Source organism: Methylocella tundrae (assembly GCF_901905185.1).
Lineage (GTDB): Bacteria > Pseudomonadota > Alphaproteobacteria > Rhizobiales > Beijerinckiaceae > Methylocapsa > Methylocapsa tundrae.
The window spans coordinates 1-453 of the sequence record NZ_CABFMQ020000156.1; the positions used below are offsets into that span (position 1 = coordinate 1).

The following is a 453-nucleotide window of genomic DNA, read 5'->3' on the forward strand; positions in this document are numbered from 1 at the left end:
GGCCAGGGAAGGGTCTGACAACGGCGAGGACATAGGGATCGCTTTCCTGTGGTGGCCGAAAGGGTTCCGGCGGGTGGAAAGCGATGATACAAAAAATCTGTGGAATAGGAATTATTTGTATTTGAATATTTACAGTTCCCTGTGAGCGGTGTGCCGCAAGTCCTGGTCTTCACTCGACTATGCAGAAGTGGGCAACGGCCCCGGCACCTTCCATTCTTCTAAGATTTTCGACTTGTCAATAGCTCACACCAATATAGTTGAAATGATAAAAAATATCCAAAATGTGGCAAACTCGGCAATCACGCCCCTGCAAGCCCCAGCCTGCTTACCATGAAACTCACCGCGCGCCTTGTCCTTCTTCTCGCCGTGCTCTGCTCGGCCCTGGCCATTCTGGGTTCGCTCGGCCTCTACGGCATGGGCCGCGCCAACGAAGGTCTCCACTCGGTCTACGAA

Annotated in this window: 1 protein-coding gene; it reads left to right on the forward strand. The window is 53.0% G+C overall.

Going from position 1 to position 453, the window contains the following annotated elements:
* Positions 1 to 330 precede the first annotated feature (330 nt).
* Positions 331 to 453: Tar ligand binding domain-containing protein (locus tag MPC4_RS21845; protein ID WP_174514223.1), on the forward strand; the 123-nt coding region annotated here is incomplete at its 3' end.